The 17,730-nt window shown below is 74.1% G+C and carries 14 protein-coding genes and 1 riboswitch; of the genes, 9 read left to right on the forward strand and 5 right to left on the reverse strand.

From position 1 onward, the window contains the following. Nucleotides 1-179 precede the first annotated feature (179 nt). Nucleotides 180-1,112, reverse strand: coding sequence for a LysR family transcriptional regulator (locus IH54_RS0127320; protein ID WP_031521731.1), 933 nt, complete (start codon nt 1,110-1,112; stop codon nt 180-182). A gap of 94 nt (nt 1,113-1,206) precedes the next feature. Between IH54_RS0127320 and IH54_RS0127325 the strand changes: the two genes are divergently transcribed. The 7 genes from IH54_RS0127325 to IH54_RS0127355 all read left to right on the forward strand — a co-directional run bounded on the left by IH54_RS0127325 (nt 1,207) and on the right by IH54_RS0127355 (nt 9,412). Next, a complete protein-coding gene (locus IH54_RS0127325) occupies nt 1,207-1,911 on the forward strand; it encodes a succinate dehydrogenase cytochrome b subunit (RefSeq protein ID WP_031521733.1) in 705 nt (234 codons plus the stop codon). Nucleotides 1,912-1,921: 10 nt separating this feature from the next. Then, nucleotides 1,922-3,880, forward strand: a complete 1,959-nt coding sequence (locus IH54_RS0127330; protein ID WP_031521735.1) for a fumarate reductase/succinate dehydrogenase flavoprotein subunit — start codon at nt 1,922-1,924, stop codon at nt 3,878-3,880. Further along, nucleotides 3,877-4,626: a succinate dehydrogenase/fumarate reductase iron-sulfur subunit gene (locus IH54_RS0127335; protein ID WP_031521736.1), complete on the forward strand. Its 750-nt coding sequence runs from the start codon at nt 3,877-3,879 to the stop codon at nt 4,624-4,626. The genes IH54_RS0127330 and IH54_RS0127335 overlap by 4 nt, the downstream gene beginning before the upstream one ends. A 312-nt stretch (nt 4,627-4,938) precedes the next feature. Next, on the forward strand, nt 4,939-6,981 hold the full coding sequence (locus IH54_RS0127340; RefSeq protein ID WP_031521737.1) for an elongation factor G: 2,043 nt from the start codon (nt 4,939-4,941) through the stop codon (nt 6,979-6,981). Nucleotides 6,982-7,041: 60 nt separating this feature from the next. Further along, nucleotides 7,042-7,410 carry a DUF427 domain-containing protein gene (locus tag IH54_RS0127345; protein WP_031521738.1) on the forward strand — a complete coding sequence of 123 codons (369 nt, stop codon included), beginning with the start codon at nt 7,042-7,044 and terminating at the stop codon, nt 7,408-7,410. 362 nt (nt 7,411-7,772) lie between these two features. Further along, nucleotides 7,773-8,804 (forward strand): RNA polymerase subunit sigma-70, encoded by a 1,032-nt coding sequence (locus IH54_RS0127350; RefSeq protein WP_234343914.1) that lies wholly within the window; start codon nt 7,773-7,775, stop codon nt 8,802-8,804. Then, on the forward strand, nt 8,792-9,412 hold the full coding sequence (locus IH54_RS0127355) for a TIGR03086 family metal-binding protein (protein ID WP_031521741.1): 621 nt from the start codon (nt 8,792-8,794) through the stop codon (nt 9,410-9,412). Before IH54_RS0127350 ends, IH54_RS0127355 begins: the two co-directional genes overlap by 13 nt. A 112-nt stretch (nt 9,413-9,524) precedes the next feature. On the opposite strand, the gene IH54_RS0127360 is transcribed toward IH54_RS0127355, so the two are convergent. The 4 genes from IH54_RS0127360 to IH54_RS0127375 form a co-directional block, all read right to left on the reverse strand. Next, complete coding sequence (locus IH54_RS0127360; RefSeq protein ID WP_078862559.1) at nt 9,525-11,054, reverse strand: MFS transporter; 1,530 nt, start codon at nt 11,052-11,054, stop codon at nt 9,525-9,527. A 167-nt stretch (nt 11,055-11,221) separates the two neighbouring features. Then, the gene (locus IH54_RS0127365) at nt 11,222-12,247 is read right to left on the reverse strand and encodes a LacI family DNA-binding transcriptional regulator (protein ID WP_031521744.1); all 1,026 of its coding nucleotides are present in this window, start codon (nt 12,245-12,247) and stop codon (nt 11,222-11,224) included. Between the two features lie 265 nt (nt 12,248-12,512). Continuing rightward, nucleotides 12,513-14,558, reverse strand: a complete 2,046-nt coding sequence (locus tag IH54_RS0127370) for a DUF7594 domain-containing protein (RefSeq protein ID WP_031521746.1) — start codon at nt 14,556-14,558, stop codon at nt 12,513-12,515. Between the two features lie 161 nt (nt 14,559-14,719). Then, nucleotides 14,720-16,165, reverse strand: coding sequence for an MFS transporter (locus IH54_RS0127375; RefSeq protein ID WP_234343916.1), 1,446 nt, complete (start codon nt 16,163-16,165; stop codon nt 14,720-14,722). Between the two features lie 715 nt (nt 16,166-16,880). Then, nucleotides 16,881-16,945, forward strand: a riboswitch (guanidine-III (ykkC-III) riboswitch). 31 nt (nt 16,946-16,976) lie between these two features. Between IH54_RS0127375 and IH54_RS0127385 the strand changes: the two genes are divergently transcribed. After that, entirely contained in the window at nt 16,977-17,297 is a 321-nt protein-coding gene (locus tag IH54_RS0127385; protein ID WP_031521750.1) for a DMT family transporter, read from the forward strand. A 70-nt stretch (nt 17,298-17,367) separates the two neighbouring features. Further along, nucleotides 17,368-17,727, forward strand: a complete 360-nt coding sequence (locus tag IH54_RS0127390) for a hypothetical protein (RefSeq protein WP_052397929.1) — start codon at nt 17,368-17,370, stop codon at nt 17,725-17,727. The last annotated feature ends 3 nt before the right edge of the window (nt 17,728-17,730 follow it).

Below are 17,730 nucleotides of genomic sequence, written 5' to 3' on the forward strand. Positions count from 1 at the left end.
CCCCCTGGGCCTGGCGGCCCGGGAGGTGCCCCCACCCTCCGCCTTGCAATCGCACGCACCAGACACCGCCAGCCCCGCCCTGCGGGCGGACGACGCTATTTGTCAGACACGGCCTAGCGCCCGGTTCGAAGTACGCACCGGGCCGGCGCCGGACCGGCCGGGCACGGGGCCGACCCGGTTCAGGCACGGCCCGGGTGCAGGCCCGGCGAGGCCACCGCCCGGCGGGCCGCCGTCAGCAGCACGTCCTGCAGGACGCGGGCGGCCCGCGGCGGGGCGACGTCGCTGCGGTGGGCCAGGGCGACGGTACGCCGCAGGCCCGGGCGGGCCAGCGGGGTGACGCGCAGGTCGAGCCCCGCCCGGGCGGCGACGGTCGCGGGGACGACGCCGATGCCGAGCCCCGCCCGTACGAAGCCCAGCACGGCGTCCATCTCACCGCCCTCGACCGTGAGGTACGGCTCGAAGCCCGCCGCCCGGCAGGCGGCCAGGGTGAGGTCGCGCAGGTCGTAGCCGTGCCGGAACATCACCATCGGGCGGCCCTCCAGATCGGCGATCCGCAGCGGCCCGCCGGCCGGCTCCGCGGGCGGCGGATCGGCGGCGGACGAGACGACCACCAGGTCCTCCTGGAACAGCTCCACCGTCGTCAGCGCGGGCGACGGGCTGGGCAGCGGCAGCACCACGAGCGCGAGGTCCAGCGCCCCGCGGGCCAGATGCCGCACCAGGTCGTGCGAGCCGCCCTCCTCGATCAGCAGCCGGATGCCGGGGTGCCGGTCGTGGAAGGCCCGCAGCACGTCCGGCAGCAGCCCGGTGGCCAGGCTCGGGGTCGCGCCGAGCCGGACCCGGCCGCGGCGCAGCTGCACCAGCTCCAGCACCTCGTGCCGCGCGGTGTCGGCGTCGGCCAGGATCCGCCTGGCCAGCGGCAGCAGCGTCTCGCCGGCGTCGGTGAGCGCGATGTTGCCGCGGGCCCGGCTGAACAGGGCCGCGCCCAGTTCCTTCTCCAGCGCCCTGATCTGCTGCGACAGCGACGGCTGGGAGACGTGCAGGGCTTGCGCGGCCCGGGTGAAGTGCCGGGTGTCCGCGACGGCCACGAAGTACGCGAGCTGCTGGAACTGCACGCGGCAAGCGTAGCCCTTCCATAGCCAGTGCCTATCGACTCCAGCCCGATCATGTCTTGGACCACTGGTCACCCACGGCCGTAGCGTCGTGTCCATGGCATTGGCAACGCGGCCGGACCGTCGCCCATCGGCGGTCCGCACGGTCTGGGACTCATCCGTCGGCAAGAAGGCGGTCATGGCGGTGAGCGGCGTGGTGATGCTGCTCTACCTGGTCGTGCACATGTACGGCAATCTCAAGATCTTCTTCGGTCCCGGCACCTTCGACGCCTACGCGCACTGGCTGCGCACCCTCGGCGAGCCCTTCTTCCACTACGAGTGGGCGCTGTGGATCGTCCGGGCCGGCCTCGTCGCCGCCGTGGTCGCGCACGGCGTGTGCGCGTATCAGCTCAGCCGCCGCGACATCCGCTCGCGCCCGGTCGGCTACGTCCACCGCAAGGCCCGGTCCAGCTACGCGACCCGCACCATGCGCTGGGGCGGTGTGATCCTCGCGCTCTTCATCGTGTGGCACATCCTGGACCTGACCACCGGCACCGTGCAGCGCGGCTTCGTGCCCGGCCACCCGTACCACAACGTGGTGGCCGCCTTCCACGACTGGTGGAACAACGTCTTCTACATCGCGGCGATGCTCGCACTCGGCCTGCACGTCCGGCACGGCTTCTGGAGCGCAGCGCAGACCCTCGGCGCGGGCAGCGCCACCCGCGACCGGGTGCTCAAGGGCACCGCGAACGTCCTCGCCCTGCTGCTGACGGCAGGCTTCGTCGCCGTGCCGGTCGGCGTGATGACCGGCCTCGTGAGCTGAGGGATCCGACATGAGCAACCCCACCGCATACGCCGACTACACCGTCGGCGAGCCCGTCGCCGACACCAAGGCGCCCGACGGCCCGATCGAGGAGCGCTGGGACACCCGCCGCTTCACCGCCAAGCTGGTCAACCCCGCCAATCGCCGGGGGCACACCGTCATCGTCGTCGGCACCGGCCTGGCCGGCGGCTCCGCGGGCGCCACGCTCGCCGAACAGGGCTACCACGTCGTCCAGTTCTGCTACCAGGACTCCCCGCGCCGGGCCCACTCGATCGCCGCGCAGGGCGGCATCAACGCCGCCAAGAACTACCGGAACGACGGCGACTCCATCCACCGGCTGTTCTACGACACCGTCAAGGGCGGCGACTTCCGCTCCCGGGAGTCCAACGTCCGCCGGCTGGCGCAGATCTCGGTGGAGATCATCGACCAGTGCGTCGCCCAGGGCGTCCCCTTCGCCCGCGAGTACGGCGGTCTGCTCGACACCCGCTCCTTCGGCGGCGTCCAGGTCTCCCGCACCTTCTACGCCCGCGGGCAGACGGGCCAGCAGCTGCTGCTCGGCGCCTACCAGGCCCTCTCCCGGCAGATCGCGGCCGGCAACGTCGAGCTGCACCCGCGCACCGAGATGCTGGACCTGCTCGTCGTCGACGGCCGGGCCCGCGGCATCGTCGCCCGCGACCTGGTCACCGGCGAGATCACGCCCTACTTCGCGGACGCCGTCGTGCTCGCCTCCGGCGGCTACGGCAACGTCTTCTACCTCTCGACCAACGCCATGAACTCCAACGCCACCGCGATCTGGCGGGCCCACCGCCGCGGCGCGTACTTCGCCAACCCCTGCTTCACCCAGATCCACCCCACCTGCATCCCGCGCACCGGCGACCACCAGTCCAAGCTCACCCTGATGAGCGAGTCGCTGCGCAACGACGGCCGCATCTGGGTGCCCAAGGCCCAGGGCGACACCCGCCCGGCCGCCGAGATCCCCGAGGACGAGCGCGACTACTACCTGGAGCGCATCTACCCCTCCTTCGGCAACCTGGTGCCGCGCGACATCGCCTCGCGCGCCGCCAAGAACGTCTGCGACGAGGGCCGCGGCGTCGGCCCCGGCGGCCAGGGCGTCTACCTCGACTTCGCCGACGCCGTCGCCCGGCTGGGCCGCAAGGCCGTCGAGGCGAAGTACGGCAACCTCTTCGAGATGTACGAGAGGATCACCGCGGAGAACCCGTACGAGGTCCCGATGCGGATCTACCCGGCCGTGCACTACACGATGGGCGGGCTGTGGGTCGACTACGACCTGCAGACCACGATCCCGGGCCTGTTCGCGATCGGCGAGGCCAACTTCTCCGACCACGGCGCCAACCGGCTCGGCGCATCCGCCCTCATGCAGGGCCTGGCCGACGGCTACTTCGTGCTGCCCGCGACCCTCAACGACTTCCTCGCCCGGCACCCCGGCCACGACACCCCCGGCGCCGACCACCCCGAGGTCGCCGCGGTGCTCGCCGCGACGGCCGACCGGCTCCGCCGGCTGGTCGGCGTCGGCGGCGACCGCACCGCCGACTCCTTCCACCGCGAACTCGGCGAGCTGATGTGGGAGTTCTGCGGCATGGCCCGCACCGAGGAGGGGCTGCGCAAGGCGCTCGACCGCATCCCGCAGATCCGCGAGGAGTTCTGGCGCCGCATCAAGGTGCCCGGTACCGAGGCCGAGTTCAACCAGTCGCTGGAGCGGGCCAACCGCGTCGTCGACTACCTGGAGCTGGCCGAGCTGATGTGCCTGGACGCGCTGCACCGCGCCGAGTCCTGCGGCGGCCACTTCCGCGAGGAGTCGCAGACCCCGGACGGCGAGGCCGCCCGCCGGGACGACGCGTTCTCCTACGCCGCCGCCTGGGAGTTCACCGGCACCGGCGACGCCCCCGTCCTGCACCGCGAAGACCTGGTCTTCGAGTACGTTCACCCCACCCAGCGGAGCTACGCATGAGGCTCACCCTGCGCATCTGGCGCCAGCACGACGCGGCCGCGCTCGGCGGCATGACCACCTACGAGGTGGACGGCATCTCGCCCGACATGTCCTTCCTGGAGATGCTCGACACCCTCAACGAGCGGCTCACGGTCGAGGGCGAGGAGCCGGTCGCCTTCGACCACGACTGCCGCGAGGGCATCTGCGGCGCGTGCAGCCTGGTCATCAACGGCGACGCACACGGCCCCGAGCGCACCACCACCTGCCAGCTGCACATGCGCTCCTTCCGGGACGGCGACACCATCGACGTCGAGCCCTGGCGCGCGGCCGCCTTCCCGGTGGTGCGCGACCTGGTGGTGGACCGCTCGTCCTTCGACCGGATCATCCAGTCCGGCGGCTACGTCACCGCCCCCACCGGGTCCGCCCCCGAGGCGCACGCCACCCCCGTGCCCAAGGCCGCCGCCGACACCGCCTTCGAGCACGCCGAGTGCATCGGCTGCGGCGCGTGCGTGGCCGCCTGCCCCAACGGATCGGCGATGCTCTTCACCTCCGCGAAGATCAACCACCTGAACGTCCTGCCGCAGGGCGCCCCGGAGCGCGAGACCCGGGTGCTGGACATGGTCGCGCAGATGGACGCCGAGGGCTTCGGGGGCTGCACCCTGGCCGGCGAGTGCGCGACCGCCTGCCCCAAGGGCATCCCGCTGACCTCCATCGCCTCGATGAACCGCGAATGGCTGCGCGCCAACCGCAAGGTCTCCCGTGGATGAGACACCCCACCGCGGTACGGGCAGGGTCCGTCCGCCTGCTGCCGTGCCCGACCTGCGGCTGCGCCACCCGCGTTCCTTCCCGGTGGTCGCCCGGCAGCTGAACACACGCGCTCCGTCCTGAGGGCCGCCCGCCGCCCGGCGGAAACAGCCGTTCGCGGGCGGCAGCCACCGCGAAATCCGGTTGCCGCCCGCGAGGGCACCCTGGTGTAGTCGGCGGGTCATCACCGCCGACGAAGGAGCACTGAGCAATGCGCGGTCCCGTCATGCCCGCCCCGACAGGAATCCCTTCCCCTCCTGAGGACATGACAGCCCGTGGCTTCACTCAACCTCGGCATTCTCGCGCACGTCGACGCAGGTAAGACCAGCCTCACCGAGCGGCTGCTGTACGAGGCCGGCGTCATCGACACCGTCGGCAGCGTCGACCGCGGCACCACCCGCACCGACACCCTCGCGCTGGAGCGCCGGCGCGGCATCACCATCAAGGCCGCCGTCGTCTCCTTCCCGCTCGGCGGCACCACCGTCAACCTCGTCGACACCCCCGGCCACCCCGACTTCATCGCCGAGGTCGAGCGGGTGCTCGGCGTCCTGGACGGCGCCGTCCTCGTGGTCTCGGCGGTGGAGGGCGTCCAGCCGCAGACCACCGTGCTGATGCGCACGCTGCGCCGGCTGCGCATCCCGACGCTGGTCTTCGTCAACAAGCTCGACCGCTCCGGCGCCGACCTCGACCGCACGCTGGCCGCCCTCGCAGACCGCCTCACCCCGGACGTCGTGCCGATGACCGCCGCCCGGCGGCAGGGCACGCCGCAGGCCGCCGCGGTCCCGTACACGCCCGAGGACGCCGCCTTCACCGCGCGGCTCACCGAGGTGCTCGCCGGGCAGGACGACGGGCTGCTCGCCGCCTGGGCCGAGAGCGGCGGAGCCGGGCTGCCGTACGGGCGGCTGCGGCCCGCGCTCGCCGCGCAGACCGCGCGGGCCGCGGTGCACCCGGTGTACGCCGGGTCCGCCGTGACCGGCGCCGGGGTGGCCGCGCTCGCCGACGGCATCGCGCGGCTGCTGCCCGGCGCGTACGGCGACCCGGGCGCGCCGCTGTCCGGCACGGTCTTCGCCGTGCGGCGCGGCGCCGCGGGCGAGCGCGTGGCCTACGTACGGGTCGGCGCGGGCACCCTGCGTGTGCGCGACCGGCCCCCGCTGCACCGCGACGGCGCGGCGGCGGGGAAGGGCCGGGTCACCGCGCTCAGCGTGTTCGCCGACGGCACCGACACCCCGGCGGCGAGCGTGCCCGCCGGGCGCATCGCCAGGGTGTGGGGCCTCGGCGAGGTGCGGATCGGCGACACCGTCGGGGCTCTCGACCCGGCGGCGGCGCCCTCCCGGCACTTCGCACCGCCCACCCTGGAGACGGTCGTCGCCGCGCGCCGCACCGCCGACCGCGCGGCCCTGCACACCGCGCTGGGCCGGCTCGCCGAGCAGGACCCGCTCATCGGGCTGCGGCGCGACGAGGACCGCGGGGAGATCGCGGTGTCCCTCTACGGCGAGGTGCAGAAGGAGGTCATCCAGGCCACCCTGGCCGGCGAATACGGCGTGGACGTGGTCTTCGAGCCTACGACCACGCTGCACATCGAGCGGGTCACCGGCAGCGGCGCGGCCGTGGAGTTCAACAAGAAGGACGGCAACCCCTTCCTGGCCACGGTCGGGCTGCGCGTCGACCCGGCGCCGCCCGGCAGCGGCGTCGCCTTCCGCCGCGAGGTCGAACTCGGCTCGCTGCCCCATGCGTTCTTCGCCGCCGTCGAGGAGACCGTGCACGCCACGCTCGCCCAGGGCCTGTACGGCTGGCAGGTCGCCGACTGCACGGTGACGGTGACGCACTCGGGCTACAGCGCCCGGCAGAGCCACGCCCACGCGGTCTTCGACAAGAGCATGTCCAGCACCTCCGGCGACTTCCGCAACCTGACCCCGCTGGTGCTGGCGGCCGCGCTGCGGCAGGCCGGCACACGGGTGCACGAGCCCGTGCACCGCTTCCGGCTGGACCTGCCCGCCGACGCGCTGGGCGCGGTGCTGCCCGCGCTCGCGAAGCTGCGGGCGCTGCCCCGCGGTCCCGGCGCGGCGGGCCCCGGCCGCCACGTGCTGGAGGGCGCCATCCCGGCGGCCGCCGTGCACGCCCTGGAACGGCAGCTGCCCACCCTGACCAGCGGCGAGGGCGTGCTGGAGACGGCCTTCGGCCACTACGCCCCCGTCACCGGCACGATCCCGGTACGCCGCCGCACCGGCCCCGACCCGGGCGACCGCAGGGAGTACCTGACGGCGTTGCGGCGGCGGCTCGGCTCCGTGCCGCACCGCACCGCGGCAGGGGGTGCTTGACCGTGCCCGGACGATCTGCCTACGGTCGCAGATGCCGCTCTCCAACCTCAGGGAGGACCCGTGGAGCGCACCGTGAAGACGCCAGGCCCGGACCACCCGATCACCGTCGAGCCCAACCCCGCCCGGGTCACCGTCCGCGCCGCCGGGAAGGTCGTCGCCGACACCACGCGGGCGCTGACCCTCCGGGAGGGGACGTACCCGCCGGTCCAGTACATCCCGCTGGAGGACGTCGAGCCGGGCGTGCTGGTGCCCGGCGACAAGAGCACGTACTGCCCGTACAAGGGCGACGCCTCCTACTACGCGCTGGTCACCGCGGACGGCACGGTGCCCGACGCGGTGTGGACGTACACCGAGCCCTTTCCCGCGGTCGGCGGGATCGCCGGGCACGTCGCCTTCTACCCGCAGCACGTCGAGCTGACGGAGGACTGAACCCCGGCGCGGGCCGGCGAACTCTCCCGGCTGCCCTGGTCCTTGTCCGTGAGGCTCCGTGGATCCACGGAGCCTCACGCGAGGACAACGCGCCGAGGAGACCGCACGCCCGTGCGTGAACTCGCCGGAAACACCGCCGTCGCCATCGGCGCCGCCCGGTGGCCTTCTTCCGGTGGCGCCGCTCTGCGCGCAGCGCCGCTCAGCGGCGGCTCCGTGGCCGCCGCCCCAGCCGACGGGGGGTCCCGCCGCGACGAGCCGGGCATCCGCCGCACGGCGCGGGGTGCCCCGGTTGCGATGACTTTGCGGGCCGGGCGGTGTCTGTACTCGTGGACACCGGTCCCCTGAGCACCCGGAGAGGTCACGTGAACACCCTGAGCGGTCACACCACCACCGCGCACGCAGCGCCCGACGACGGCGACGACTTCCTGGAGCGGGCCGCCGCCTACCGCCCGGAGCTGCTGGCGCACTGCTACCGGATGCTGGGCTCGGTGCACGACGCGGAGGACCTGGTCCAGGAGACCCTGCTGCGCGCCTGGCGCGGCCACCGCGGTTTCGAGGGACGCTCCTCGCTGCGCTTCTGGCTCTACCGCATCGCGACCAGCGCCTGCCTGACCGCGCTGCAGCACCGCAGCCGCCGGGTCGTGCCCGCGGGGCTCGGCGCGCCCAGCGACGACCCGGACGTGGTGACGGACACGCCCGCGGGCGGCATCGAGTGGGTGCAGCCGATGGCCGACCCGCCACCCGACCCCGCGGCGGTCGTCACCGAACGCGGCAGCGTGCGCCTGGCGTTGATCGTCGCGCTGCAGGAACTGCCGCCCCGGCAGCGCGCGGTGCTCATCCTGCGGGACGTGCTGGCCTGGCGCGCCGCCGAGGTCGCCGAGATGCTCGGCACCAGCACCGCCGCCGTCAACAGCGCCCTCCAGCGGGCCAGGGAGCGGCTGGAGCGCGCGGCGCCGCGCGAGGACGACGTCCACGACGCCCTCGACGCCGAAGGTCGCGCCCTCGTCGAGACCTTCGCCCGCGCCTTCCAGGAGGCCGACATCGACGCCCTGGCCCGGCTGCTGCGCGACGACGTGCGGCTGGAGATGCCGCCCGAGCCCGTCTGGTTCGCCGACCGCTCGGTCGCGCTCGAATTCCTCCGGCGGCAGGTCTTCCCCGTCCTCCCCGACCAGCGGTCGCGCGGTCTGGCCGTCAACGACGGGCAGCCCGCGCTCGCAATCTACTGGCGCGGTGCGGACGGCGTCTTCCACCCGCACGCCGTCAGCGTCCTGACGCTGCGCGAGCGGCGGATCGCCCGGGCCGTCGTCTTCCGCGACCCGGCGCTCTTCCCGCTCCTCGGCCTGCCCGGGGCGCTCGCCCCGGGCACCGCGCCGGAGGTGTCATGGCTGCGCTGACCGAGCGCGGCCGGGCGGTGCTGCTGCTGGAGGAGGCCGTCGGGTACGGGCTCGGCTGCGTCGAGGCCGTCACGTCCGCCCGGCTGCGGCGGCCGACGCCCTGCGCGGGCTGGGACCTGGAGCACCTGCTGTGGCATCTGCACGAGTCGATGGCGGCGCTGCGGGAGGCCCCCGACCGCGGGGGAGTCGCGCTGCTGCCCGCCGGTCCCGGCGCCCCGCCGCCCGCGGACCCGGTCGCCGCCGTACGCGACGGCGCGGGCGAGCTGCTGGAGAGCTGGCGGTGCTGGGCGGCCCGGCCGGGCCCGTCCTGCGCGCCCGTCGCGGTCGGCGGGATGCCCATACCCGGTGAGACGGTGGCGCTGGTCGGGGCGCTCGAAGTGGCCGTGCACGGCTGGGACATCGCCCAGGCGTGCGGCTACGCCCGCCCCATCCCGGCGCCGCTGGCACTGGCCATCCTGCGCCGCGCCCCGCAGGTGGCCGACGCCGGCACCCGCCCCGCGCTCTTCGCGGCGCCCGTGCGTGTACCGTCGCAGGCGCGTGCGGGGGACCGCCTCGTCGCCTTCCTCGGCCGCCCCCCTGACCGCGTCCCGCCGGACCCCGCGGCCTGACACCCGTACGGCGCGGGCGTGTCCGTGGTCCGCGCCGATCGTGTCCGTCCGCGCCGCGGGGCCGGTGGCGTCCGGGTCATAAGGTGCGCCCTCCGCCCCGCGGCCGGTCAGGTCAGGCGGTGCCGCCCGCCGTGCCGGGACGCTGCGGGCGTGCGGCGTCCTCCTCGTGCTTGCCCGGCGCCAGCAGCGCGACGGCCGCTCCGGCGGCGGCCGCCGCGGCCGCGACGACCTCGGCGGCCCGGAAGCCGGACATGAACGAACTCACCGACCCGTAGCCCCCGTTGGCGGCGAAGACGGCCACCAGGACGGCCACGCCGAAGACCCCGCCCGCCTCCCGCACGGTGTTGTTGGTGCCTGCCGCCACGGCGGCGTCCTCGACCGGCACCGCGCCGACCACCGCGTTCGCCACCGTCGGGAAGACCATCGAGATCCCCACACCCGCCACGATCAGCGGACCGACCACGCTGCCGTATCCGGTGCCGGCGTCCGCGACCAGGGCGAGCCACAGCAGGCCCACCGCCTGGAGGAGCATGCCCAGCACCATGAAGGGCCGGTTGCCGATCCGTTCGGACAGCGCACCCGCGAGCGGCGCGACGAGCATCGGCATCGCCGTCCACACCAGGATGCGCAGCCCCGTCTGCAGCGGGTCGTAGCCGAGGCCCAGCTGGAACATCTGGGTGATCATGAAGAGCGACCCGATGAGCGAGAACGTCATGAAGAAGACCGTCCCGTTGGCCACCGAGAAGCCGCGTACGCGGAAGTAGCCCAGCGGCAGCATCGGGAAGCGCGCCCTGAGCTGCCAGCCGAGGAAGCCGGCCAGCAGCACCGCGCCCGCCGCGAGCGCGGCCACGACCTCCGCGGAGCCCCAGCCCACCGAGGGCGCCCGCACCGGCGCCCACACCAGGCCCAGCAGCCCGGTGCTGACCAGCGCCACGCCCACCAGGTCCAGTTGCGGGCGGCTGCCGCGGCTCTCCTCCAGTACCACCGTCGCCAGTACCGCGACCGCGACACCGACCGGCACGTTGATCCAGAAGATCCACTGCCAGGAGATGTCCTGGATGACGACCCCGCCGAGCACCGGCCCCAGGGCGACCCCGAGACCGGTGACGGCGCCCCACACGCCGATGGCCGCGCCCCGCTTCTCGACCGGGAAGGCGTGGCTGATCAGGGTGAGCGTCAGCGGGAGCACCACCGCGGCGCCCGCGCCCTGCACCACCCGGGCGGCGATCAGCGCGGGCGCGGAGCCGGCGCTCGCGCAGGCGATCGACGCCAGCGTGAAGAGGGCGACGCCCAGCGCGTACGTGCGGCGGCGTCCGAAGCGGTCGCCGAGTGCCGCGCCGGTGAGCATCAGGCAGGCGAAGGCCAGGTTGTAGCCGTTGAGCGTCCACTCCATCTCGGCCAGGCTCGCGTGCAGGCTGTCACGCAGCGTGGGCAGCGCGGTGGCGACCACCACCACGTCGAGCGAGGTCAGAAAGGCTCCGAGCGAGGCGAGGACCAGCGTCCAGGCCGTCCGCGCGGCCGGTTTCGCGCCTCCCGCTGCGCCGGGTGCCGGCCGGTCCGGCTCGTGCGCCGTCGATCCCGTGCGTGGTGCGGGTGGTGTGGATGTGGTCGGTGTGGTTGGCGTGGTCGGTGTCGTTGACATGGGAAGAAATGACCTCCGGTCCGGCCCGCGCAGAGCGCCACGGGCATCCGCGGGCGGCGCCGGGACCCGCCGTCCCCGGAACGCGCGCCGTCGCGAGCGGCACGGTGGGAAGGGGGACGGGGGCGGACGCGGCCCTCAGGAATACAGACCAGGCCGGTGCGGGAAAGTCATCGTGGGCCGGCGGCCGGCGCGGGGCCGGTCGAGCCGCGCAGCACCAGCTGAGTGGCCAGCTCGACGTGCAGCGCGTCCACGGTGTGCCGGTCCAGCAGCCGCATGAGCAGCGAGACGGCCATCCGGCCCATCTCCTCCAGCGGCTGGCGGACGGTCGTCAGCCGCGGCACGGTGCTGCGGCTCAGGTCGATGTCGTCGAAACCGGTGATCGACAGGTCCTCGGGCACCCGCAGCCGCCGCTCGTACGCCGCGCGCAGCGCGCCGACCGCCGCCTTGTCGTTGAAGGCGACCAGTGCGGTGGGGCGATCATGCAGGTCGAGCAGCTCGCAGGCCGCGGTGTACCCCCAGTCCGCAGTCGGCTCGATGCTGCGCAGCAGCTCGGGGGCGGGCAGCACGCCGGCGTCGGCGAGCGCGGAGGTGTGCCCGGAGAGCCGGGAGCGGCTCGCGAGCCAGTCCCCAGGGCCGCCGATCACCCCGATACGGCGGTGGCCGAGCTGCACCAGGTGGGCGGTGACGGCGCGCGCCGCCGTGAGGTTGGCGGCGGAGACGGAGGCGATGTCCTGCGGCAGCGGGGTGCGTGGATCGACGACGACGAAGGGGAAGTCGGCGGCGCGCAGCGCCGCGAGGTCCCGCTCCGGCTCGGGCGGCACGACGAGCACCGCGCCCGCGACGGCCGGATCCTCCGGCAGCCCGCCCAGCACCTCGCGGTCGCGGGCCGCGTCGCCCGCGCTGAGCACCAGGCGCCGCCCGTACAGGTCCAGCGTCTCCGCGATCGAGGAGACGATCACCCCGAAGTAGTCGCTGAGCACGTAAGGGCAGCGCACATAGATCGCGCCGTCCGCGGTGCCGCGCCGCGCGGGGGCGTGCGCGCCCAGCCGGGCCGCCGCCCGGCGCACCGCCTCACGGGTGTCGGGCGTGACGGAGGCGTGCCCGTTCATCACCCGCGAGACGGTCGCGATCGACACGCCCGCCTCGGCCGCGATGGCCCGGACCGTGGCCCGGGAGCCCGGCTGCCTAGCCACGCGTTACACAGATCTGTTCCATGCGCAGCAGACTAGCGGCGCCCGCAGGCGCATTGACAGAGGGAGGACCGCGAGGGGTGTGCCGGAGCACCCCCGGTCGGGCGCTCCGGCGTTACATCGTGTTCCATGGTTGCGCCCCTCCCCGCCACGGCGGGGAGGGGCGCGTGACGCCCCGCCGGACGGCGGCTGCCGACGGATCGGCTGCGGCCGGGCGGGGCGTTCCGGCGCACCGGAACCTGACGGCGGCTGCGAGGAGGGACTGCCGTCAGGGTTTGGAGAAGGTCAGCGTCAGCTGCGGGTGGCCCGACGTGCCGGGCGCCTCCCGGGACCAGAACCACGCCGAGTCCGTGCCCGCGGACGTCAGCGCAAGGCTGTAGCCGCCGCCGAGCGAGGGGCTCAGCGCCGACGCGGTGAGCGGGGCGCTGTAGTCGGTCTGCAGCGCGGTGGGCGCGGGCAGGGTGCCGAGCGAACCGGCGTCCGGGGCGGGCTGGTTCGCCCATGTCACGCCCGTCTCGGTCCAGCTCCCCGCGACATGCTGCACGCTGAGCGTGTCGGCGGAGTTCGCGAGCGCGTCGGAGGTGGTGCGCACGGCGAGCGACGCGCTCTTCAGGGTCATCCCGGTCGGCGCCGCGGGCAGCTTGAAGTGCAGGTACGTCCGGTAGGCGGAGCTGCCGCGGACCGCCAGCTGCTGGTCGCCGCCGTAGTTGACGGCGGTCGCGGCGGCGTTGGTGTAGCTGTCGGCGTCCGCCGGCACGATCACGGTGGTGGCCGTCGGGGTGCCGGAGGTGGTCACGCTCGCCGCCTCCGACCTCGCGCTGGCGTTGCCCGCCCCGTCGGACGCGCTGACCTGGTAGCTGTACGTGGTGCCGGGCTTCACTCCGGTGTCGGTGCCACTCGTCCGCGGCTCGTTCCAGAACGTGGACGACGCGGTCACCACCCCGATCTTCACCCCGTCCCGGTAGACGATGTACGTCAGCGCTGTGTCGTCGAGGTCGAGCGACGTCTGCCAGGTGACCCGCACCCCGGTGGGGGCGACCGCCGCCGTCACCTGCTGGGGCACCGAGGGGGCACGCGTGTCGGGGGTGTTCGGGAAGCGGACCAGGCCCTGCTGGAGCCGGTTGCCGTTGCTGGCGATACGGGTGAACTCGCCACCCACCCACAGGTAGTCCGTACCGTCCTTGCTCGCGGTGGTCATGGCCCGCGGGCCGATCTGCTCGGTGCCCGCCGGGCCGTCGTCGGTGTCGGGGAACCAGCCGAGCAGCGGGCGCGGATTGCCGACCGACTCGGCGAGGAGGTGCTGCCGGTCGTTCATCTGCGGGAACTGCCCCATGCTGGAGCAGTTGTGGGCGTGCGAGGCGCTGTACAGCACGCCCTGGTAGACCTGTACCGCCTGGGTCGCGCCGAGGCAGGTGTCGCGCCAGCGCTCGTTCAGCGTCGTCCAGTCGACGGCGATACGGCCGTCGAAGCCGCCCGTGCCCTCGTTGGCGGTGTAGAAGCCGGTGGCGTCGGACGCCAGGTCCTGCACGGTCGAGGTGCTGCCGATGAAGCCGGGATACGTCCGGACGATCGCGCCGCTCGTGGCGTTCACCACCGCCAGGGCGTGCGAGGAGGCGCCGTTGACGGTGTTGAAGTCGCCGCCGAGCACCACCCGGGAGCCGTCCGGCGTCAGCAGCAGCGCCTTGCCCGCGTCGTCGGCCGCGGGCGCGAAGGGGAGCAGCGCGCCGGTGCTGCTCACCGCCGCGAAGTGCTGCCGGGTCTGGCCGCCGGCCGAGGTGAAGTTGCCGCCGAAGTAGACGGTGTCGCCCGTCGCCAGGATGGTGCGCACCTGCGCGGACACCGCGACCTTGAAGTCGGTGCGTACGGTGCAGCTCGCGATGTCGACCGCCGCCAGGTTGCTCACCGCGACGCCGCCCGCGGAGCCGAACGTACCGCCGACGTACAGCGTCTGCCGGTCCGGCGACACCGCGAGCGCCCGCACCGTGGCGGTGCCGCTGCCGACGGTGAAGGCCAGCCGGCAGGAGGTCGGAGCGCCCGTCGCGGCGTCGAACGCCTGGAAGTTCAGCGCCTCCTGCTCGTCCGTGCCCGCCGCCGCGCCCGGCGGCCGCACCGAGGAGAAGGTGCCTCCCGCGAAGACCACGCCGTCCGCCTGGGCCAGCGACCACACCACGCCGTTGGTCTGCCAGGTCGGCAGGTCGTCCGCGGTCATCGCCACCGGCGGCGTCAGCGCGCTCGCCGGTCCGCCCGCGGCGAGTCCCGTCAGGGACGCCGCCGCCAGTCCCAGCGCCGCCAAGCCCGCGCCGTATCTCCTCATGAGCCGCTCCCCCGTAACCGATCGTCGCAGATCAGGCTTTCGGGACAAGGCTAGCCTTCCCGGCCCGCGCGGGAGTCCGCTTCCGCGCTTCCCGTCCGCGCGGGAGTCCGCTTCCGCGCTTCCCGTCCGCGCGGGGGAGCCGCCCCCGCGCGGACGGCGGCTCACGGCCGGGCCACCGGTGCGCGGTCGGCGTCGCGTGCTTCCGCGGATGCCGCAGGTACGGGCGCGGGGCGGCGGGCCGGGATGCCCAGGGCGACGAGCATGCCCAGGAACGCGTATCCCGCGACCGCGGCCATCGCCGCGGTGAAGCCGCGGCCGAAGTCGGCGCCCGACGCGTAGCCGCCGCGGCCGGTGAAGACGGCCACGGTGACCGCGGTGCCGAAGACCCCGCCGAAGATCCGCAGCATCATGAACGCGCCCGACGCCTGGCCGATCTCCTGCGGCCGCACCGCACCGACCACCGCGCGCTGCGCCGCCGGCATCGCCATGGTCAGCCCGACCCCGCTGACGAGCAGGCCCGGCAGCAGCCGCGGGTAGGCGGTGCCGGTGTCCGCGACCGCCGCGATCCACGTCATGCCCGCGGCCTGGAGCAGCAGCCCGCCCGCCACGAACGCCCGCTCCCCGAAACGGTCGGTGAGCCGCCCGGCGATCGGCGCGCACACCATCAGCGTCGCCGTCCACGGCATCAGCCGCAGTCCCGCGCCCAGCGGCCCCTGGCCCCGTACCGTCTGGAAGTACTGCGCCAGGAAGAAGAGCGTGCCGTACAGCGAGGCGAAGACCAGGAAGTTCGCCGGGTTGGCCGTCGCGAAGGCCCGCAGCCGGAAGAAGCGCATCGGCAGCATCGGCGCGGGAGTGCGCTGCTCCCAGCGGACGAAGGCCACCAGCAGCACCACACCCACTGCCCAGGTGCCCAGCACCTCCGCGCTGCCCCAGCCCGCGGTGTTGCCCCGCACCAGGCCCCAGACCAGGCCGAGGGCCCCGCCCGTCACCAGCAGCACGCCCGGCAGGTCGAAGCGGGCGCCGGGGCCCGAGCTCTCGGCGATCCGGCGCCCGGTGAGCGCCATGGTCACCAGGCCCACAGGCAGGTTCAGCCAGAACACCCACTGCCAGGCCAGACCCTCGGCGATGACCCCGCCGACAAAGGGCCCGCTGAAGGTCGCCAGTCCCGTGATGCCCAGGTAGAGGCCCATCGCCTTGCCGCGCTGCCGCGGCGGGAAGGCCGCGCCGACCATGGTGAGCGACAGCGGCAGCACCATGGCGGCGCCCGCGCCCTGCAGCGCCCGGAAGGCGATCAGCGCGCCCACGTCCGGCGACAGCGCGCACGCCACCGACGCGGCGGTGAACAGCGCGAGCCCGCCGGTGAAGACGCGGCGCCGCCCGAAGCGGTCGCCGAGCGCCGATCCGGTCAGGAGCAGCGCCGCGAAGGTCAGGTTGTAGGCGTTGACCACCCACTCCAGCGCGGCGGTCGACGCCGTTAGGTCCTCCCGGATCGTGCCCAGGATCGTCGTGACGACCACGCTGTCCAGCGACATCATGAACGACGCCGCCGAGGCCAGGCCCAGGATCCAGACCTGCGCCGACGTCATCCGTACTCTCTCGGTAGCCACCGTTCTCCCTCTGCTTCCCGCTCCCTCCGCCCGCCGCGGCGCGCGGAGCTGTCCTGCCCGTGCAGACACGGCAGTCGCCGGAAAACAGTCGCCCCGGCCCGGAGGAGGCCGCGCCGAATGCGGCGCCCCGGCCCGGCGCCGCCCCGCGGCCCGCCGCGTGTCGGCCACGGCCCGGCGGCACCGCTGTTCCACCCGCACACCGAAGGCGTGGGAGATGCGCAACCGCGCTGCGCTGCCGCCGATGCCGGCGCGCACGATCTGCCGCAGCGCCTTGTGGTCGTACAAGGGCCCGCCGCTGTGCGGTGAGACCGGCCGGCTGCCGGTCCAGCCGTCGGCGGACGCCCGAGGCGCCGCGGCGGGGGAGTGGGGGAGAGTGCGGCCGGGGTGGCGGTGGTCGCACGCGAAGAAGCCGTCAGGAACGGTCCGGCGGCCAGGGTGGCGGCCGTCGAGACCGCGGTGCGTCGCACGGCGCGCACATGACCTTGCCCAGGAGGCTCCTGTGGTGTGGGGAATCGGCGCGCTCATTCCCCGCGGGCACCGGGCCGACACCCGTACGGCGGTGCAGTGCTCGGATGACCCGGTGGTCGATGCGGCTTACGGCGGCCTCATTTGACGAATATGTCTGCCGACATCGGGTCTCTGGAGCGGATTTGCCCGCGCGTGAGCGGGGTGCGCGGGCACGCCGCTCCCTCCGTGCCCCCGACCGTAATGCCGGTATTTGCTACCCTTGGGGCGACCCGACGAGCGCGTCGTACCGGGACCCTGCAAAGACGGCGCACCCCCGTAAATCCCCGATCACGGAGGTGCCGTCATGGCATGGGTCCTTCTTGTCGTCGCAGGCCTGCTCGAGGTCGTCTGGTCGGTCGGTATGAAATACACCGACGGCTTCACCCGGCTGTGGCCCAGCGTGGCCACCGGCGCGGGCATCGCCGCCAGCATGGTCCTGCTCGCGCAGGCGGCCCGCACGCTGCCCATCGGCACGGCGTACGGCGTCTGGGTCGGCATCGGCGCGGCGGGCGCCGCCGTCGCCGGGATGCTGCTGCTGGGCGAGCCCACGACCGCCGCGCGGATCTTCTTCGTCGCCCTGCTGATAGCCGCCGTCGTCGGCCTCAAGGCCACCTCGGGCCACTGACCAGCACGGGAAGCGACTCCTCCGGGGGCGGGGCCTTCTGCCGGCCCGCATCCCGGAGGAGACTGGAGCCATGACCGCGACCTACCGGGACACCTGGATCCGCTGCACCGACGACGCGATACGCATCCGCGGCTACTACTTCCCCTGGGGCACCAAGAAGATCCCCTACGGCTCGCTCGCCGCGGCGAAGCGGGTCCGGCTCGGCCCGATGACCGGGCAGTTCCGGATGTGGGGCACCGCCGGCTGGACGGTGTGGGCGAGCCTCGACCCGGGCCGGATGCGCAAGAGCGAGGGCGTGATGCTGGACACCGGACGCCGGGTGCGCGCGCTCGTCACGCCCGCGGACGTCGCCGCCTTCCTGGCCGCACTGGACGCGCACGACGTCCCGGGCGCGCGGCCCGACGGCACCGGCCAGGACGGCAGGACCTGACGC

This window comes from Streptomyces sp. NRRL F-5123, assembly GCF_000721495.1.
GTDB lineage: Bacteria > Actinomycetota > Actinomycetes > Streptomycetales > Streptomycetaceae > Actinacidiphila.